This is a genomic window from Rhodococcus sp. IEGM 1241 (genome assembly GCF_033142365.1).
GTDB classification, from domain to species: domain Bacteria; phylum Actinomycetota; class Actinomycetes; order Mycobacteriales; family Mycobacteriaceae; genus Rhodococcus_F; species Rhodococcus_F erythropolis.
This window is the reverse complement of the sequence record NZ_JAWLSE010000042.1, coordinates 1-4,833: the sequence shown is the minus strand read 5'-3', so window position 1 is coordinate 4,833 and position 4,833 is coordinate 1. Positions and strand designations below refer to the sequence as shown.

General features: G+C 64.0%; 4 protein-coding genes. 1 reads left to right on the top strand and 3 read right to left on the bottom strand.

The genetic code is table 11. The features are described 5' to 3' along the window. The first annotated feature begins 95 nt into the window (after positions 1 to 95). A complete protein-coding gene (locus R4P70_RS32430; protein ID WP_021334716.1) occupies positions 96 to 863 on the top strand; it encodes an HNH endonuclease family protein in 768 nt (255 codons plus the stop codon). A 31-nt stretch (positions 864 to 894) separates the two neighbouring features. Here the strand turns inward: R4P70_RS32430 and R4P70_RS32425 are convergent, their stop codons facing one another. Genes R4P70_RS32425 through R4P70_RS32415 form a run of 3 tightly spaced genes read right to left on the bottom strand, consistent with a single transcriptional unit; the run spans position 895 to position 4,639 of the window. Beyond that, positions 895 to 1,293 carry a DUF6262 family protein gene (locus R4P70_RS32425; RefSeq protein ID WP_021334717.1) on the bottom strand — a complete coding sequence of 133 codons (399 nt, stop codon included), beginning with the start codon at positions 1,291 to 1,293 and terminating at the stop codon, positions 895 to 897. Between the two features lie 18 nt (positions 1,294 to 1,311). After that, entirely contained in the window at positions 1,312 to 3,471 is a 2,160-nt protein-coding gene (locus tag R4P70_RS32420) for a tyrosine-type recombinase/integrase (protein WP_080656790.1), read from the bottom strand. Continuing rightward, on the bottom strand, positions 3,464 to 4,639 hold the full coding sequence (locus R4P70_RS32415) for a tyrosine-type recombinase/integrase (protein WP_021334719.1): 1,176 nt from the start codon (positions 4,637 to 4,639) through the stop codon (positions 3,464 to 3,466). Before R4P70_RS32415 ends, R4P70_RS32420 begins: the two co-directional genes overlap by 8 nt. Between the last annotated feature and the right edge of the window lie 194 nt (positions 4,640 to 4,833).

Sequence of the window (4,833 nt, the reverse complement as noted above, 5' to 3'; positions counted from 1 at the left end):
GACCACGTGTTATCAGCAGCTTTGTCAAGGAGTCTTCCTCTTTCTGCTGGTCACTATGTCGATGACATGCCGCTCACTGCTGTGGTGGCCTTGTGATGCGCCAGCGCGTGACCGGGGTCGCGGCGGTAGCTGCGGCGTTCGTTGTCACTGTGTCTGGTTGCTCGGTCCTTCCCGCTGATGGTGGGTCGGTATTCGCCGCTCCGGTGTCGGGAACTTCTGCGCCTGGTGTGCAGGTCGATGAGGCACTGTCGGCGCTGGATCAGCTTGCGGTGAAGGGGCGTGCGCCGAAGACGGGGTATGCGCGCAGCGAGTTCGGGGTCGCGTGGACTGATACGAACACCGTTATGTGGGGCGGGAACTCGCTGAGTACTCGCGAGGACATATTGTCCCGTGACCTTGTGGACGTCACGTGCAAGGTCCGCTCGGGTGTGGTCTCGCCGCCGTGTGTGGTGCAGTCGGGAGTTCTTCACGATCCGTATACCGGGACGACGGTGAATTTCGTTCGTGGGGAGACGACTTCGCCGCTCGTCCCGATCGAGCATGTCGTCGCTCTTGGTGATTCGTGGCAGAAGGGCGCGCAGCAGTTGTCGGCCGCCGAGCGGATCGATCTGGCGAATGATCCGCTCAATCTCATCGCTACCACGCAGGCTCCGAACTCGGCGAAGAGTGATTCGGATGCCGCATCGTGGCTGCCGCCGAACAAGGCGTTCCGTTGTGCTTATGTGGCCCGTCAGGTCGCGGTCAAACTCCGGTATCGACTGTGGGTGACCCAGGCGGAGAAAGACGCGATCGCCACCGTCCTGTCGACGTGTCCCGGACAGGCGCTTCCCGCCGATGCCGAGGCAGCGGGTCGTGTTTCGTGAACGAGCGGCGAAATCGCTTACCCGCAGGGCGCTAGCCGGAGTCGGTGAATCGTCGCCGCAGCGCGAGGTTCTCGCCGTGGGCGACCGCGAGCGCCGTGCGCAGCTCGCCGACCTCTTCGGCGTGCCGCCGTTTGAGTTCCTTGAGCTGCGAGGACAGTGCTCTGACTGCGGACGGTGCAGACTGCTGTCCGGGTTCGGTCATCTGTTCCGGAGTTGTTCGGCGGTGCGACCGCCTGGTGCGGAGGTCGTTGATCTTCGTGCGCAGGTCGGGCTGGTTGTAGAGGAAGTCGGTGGAGACCTTGGCGCGGCGAGCGACGGCCGCGAAGGTGACCGGCTCGCCTGCATTGCTGAGTGCCAGCAGCGCCGCGTCCGCGCGGGCTCTGGTCTCGGTGTGGCGCGCTCGCGCTGCGGCGGTGAGGTGTTCGGGCACGGGCTGGTTCTCCTTGCTCTAGATGGTGGTTCCGGGGCCGCGAACGGCCTTGTCGGTGGCGGAGACGTCGTTGATCGAGAGCAGGATCCGGTTGAGCGAGTCGACCTCGATTTGGCGGCCGTGCAGCCAGATGTTCGTCTCGTCCATCGGGGCGCCGTACTTCGCGGTGAACACTGCTTGCCGGTGTTCGATCAGGGTTTCCGTGTCGGTGAGTTGGGTCCGCAACTGCGGGGCGTGAGTGGAGTCGGTGACGAATTTCGAGCAGGACAGGCAGGCGTTTCCCTTATCGCACAATTGTTTCGGTGGGAGCGTGCACCAGCCGTTGGGGAGGATGCGGTCGGCTCGCTTGTCGAGCTGGATCAGGTCGTAGAGGTCGGAGCTGTCGATCGAGGCGGTGCGGCCGTCGCGGGTGACTTTCTTGTATCGGAGGAATTCCTCCTCCATGGTCTGAGCGGAGGTCACGGCGTAGTGCAAGGTCATGTCCGGAGAGATGTGTCCGAAGTAGCGCATCACGACGTGCAGCGGCACTCCGGCGTTGATGAGGTTGGTCGCGGCGGTGTGCCGGAAGCGGTGTGTCTTGGAGACCGCGACCTGACGTCCGACGGAGTCTCTGATGTTGAGCAGGCTGGTGAGTCTGCTGAACCGCAGATGCATTGTCGGAAGCGGGTAAGGCTTGTCGCCCAGTCGGTTTCGGGTCGTGCGAAGGAACAGGTATTTTGGCGTGACGTCAGGGTTTCCGAAGTGTGCCATCATTTCTCGGGCGTGCTTTTGTTGGGCTCGGATGATCGTGACGATCTCCTCGTCCACGGGGATCGTGGGTGCGAGGTTCGATTCGATCTTGGTCTGTTGATACCGCATCCGGGCGACGAATCCCGCGCTGTCAGGATCACTGTCTGTGCGCGTGCGCAGGATCGGTTCGAGTGGGTCGAAGTCCATCATCAGCACCTCGTTGGCGCGACGTCCGGTGCGCAGCAGAAGCATCATGATGTGGAAGGCTTGCAGGTCGCCGAGTCCGCCCTCGTTCACGGGCTGTGCGAGCAGGCCGCTGCCTTCGGCGATCTGCGCCATGACATCGTCTTCGAGGACCATGCCGTCTGCCTTGACGTTGGCCAGGCGGGGCTTGTCCTCGGGGCGGAAGAGCACGCAGTGCTCGGGTCGCAGAGTGGCCCAGGCGCTGATGCCGAGTTCGGTGGCGGCTTCGTCCCGGTGGTCATACATGAACTGGTAGAACTGTTCGATCGCGGTCATGATCTGGCGGCGTGGGTTCGTCGCCAGCGGCTTGCCCGCGCGCGCCCCGGACTCGATGCGGTGTGCGAGGAGCAGGTCGCAGAAGCCGCGGATGAAGCCCCGCAGGCGGTGTGGATCGGTTGTCAGGCACGGGCCCTGATCGGCGGTGGTGTCGATGTAGCGTTGCAGCCATTTCAGAGCGTCCAGGCGCGATTTGATCGTGCTCCACGAGTACCTTTCCGTGGTCAGGCCCGCCGAGAGCCAGTACTTCGCTCCCTCGCGCAACCACATGCTGGTCAGGTTGGTGAAGTGCATGGTCGTGCGACCTTGCGGTTCGTGGTCGCGTTGGGGCACCCTCGGGTCGAGGCTGGGGTTCCAGACGTTCAGCTCCCACCACGGGCCGCGGTGATAGGCGTATCCGAGCACGGCGGCCATGTGCCCGAGGCGGTAGGTGCCGCCTTTGAACGCAGACTCGCCGATCTTCTCACCGCGCATCTGAGCCTTCCGTGCGGATCTCACCCACTCGTCCGGCGAACGGTGCAGCAGCGATTGCGCCGACCGGCACTCGTCGTCGTGATGCATCGCGGCGCGCAGCAGGGTGAAGACGGCATTCGTCTCGATGACGCGGACGAAGTGACCCAGCTCGATACGCCGATGAATGATCCAGGCGATTTCCCAGGTCATCGGCTCCGGCAAACCGCGGAAGTTCAGGTAGCAGGAGGTCCAGCCCCCACCGACGTTTACTTCGCGGATCGCCGGTCGGTAGTGCGCCGGCATCGTCTTCTTGTCGAAGTGATCGCTGCGGCATTCTTCGGGCAGAGAGTCCCAGAGCCTGCGGGCGATGGTGAGGTCGAACATGTCCGCTAGTGCCAAGCCCGGATCGATCTGGTGCAGTCTCTTGGGGCTGCGCGACCAGGACGTGATTGCGGGATCTGTTGCTGGGCTAAGCATTCGGATACTCCCATCCGGCGACGTATTCGCGCCAGTTCGCTACCGAGGCCAGCTCGGCGTCCTCGGTGACGTGGCCGTAGATGTTCATCGTGGTCTGCACGCTCGCGTGGCCGAGGCGGCGACTGACGGTGTGGACGGGGCTCCCTGCCAGCAACAGCGCAGTGGCGTGGGTGTGCCGAAACCAGTGCGGTGTCATCAGGTTCGGGAAGTCGTTGTCGCGGTGCTTCATCGAGCGCAGGTGCGCATAGACCGACTCGGTGCGCAGCGGCGCGAACAGCGGGTTCCGCATCACGTTGCAGAAGATGTAGCTGCTGTCCCAATCATCGAGGGCCACATCGGCGCCTCGATCGCACAGCCACCACACGTAGTCGGCGTAGAGCCGATCGAGCCGCGACCCGATGTGGACCTCGCGCTCCCCGGACTTGGCGGACAGGCCGTGCGGGTGCACCCTGCTCACGATCGCGACCCGGGCGCTCTTGCCACCGATCCCGGTGATCCAGTCGCGGTGCTGCAACGAGAGGGCTTCACCGATCCGCATGCCCGATTCCGCCAGGACTGCCCACAGGAACCGATATCGCAGGTCACCTCGCCACTCCTCGAGCACCGGGTCGTAGCTGGCCTCGGCATCTTGGAGGGCGTCGATCGTGGTCGGCGTCAGAACCGGGATGGCCTTGCGGGCGGCGCGGATTCGGATAGTTGCGCGCTTCTGCGGCGCTCGCCTGGCCACGTGCTCGAGGAACGAGAGGTAGCGGCCCGATCGGACCTGGGCTTGCTTCCACAGGAACGGCGCAGCGTCTGTTCCGCTGTCGGCCTGGTAGCGGTAGAAACTCATCACCGCGCGCATGCGGAGGTTCACCGTGCTGTCGCTGAGCGTCGGTCGGGGGCGGAGTTCGCGGACCGGCGAGTCCAGCTCGCCGTAGCGCAGGGCAGAGATGAAGTCGCCGAAGTCGTGCAGCTTCACCGCATCCCACGATGTGCCGGTCACTTCCAGGAACGACCACCACTGGGCCAGGCTCTGTGCGTAGGCGCGGGTCGTGTTCGGCCGGAAGTCGATTTGCCGCCCGTACTCGAGGTATGCCTCGACCGGCTCAACGAGACCGAACGATCTGTCGATCACCGTCCAGGTCGTTGCACCGTCGCTGAGAGTGACACGTTGCGCTGTAGCCATCAGCCCGCTCCCGTTCGCCTGAACTCGAAGCTACGCCCGACCCTGCCTGATTCGATGCACCCGAACGGTGCGTGTCGGCGGTGTCATCGGCGTACCTCGCTGCCTGCAGATAACACCGTCGCCCACATATCCCGAATCCGTGGAAGGAAGCCCAGGATGATGTCAACGGCACTACCTACTAGCTACGGATTACA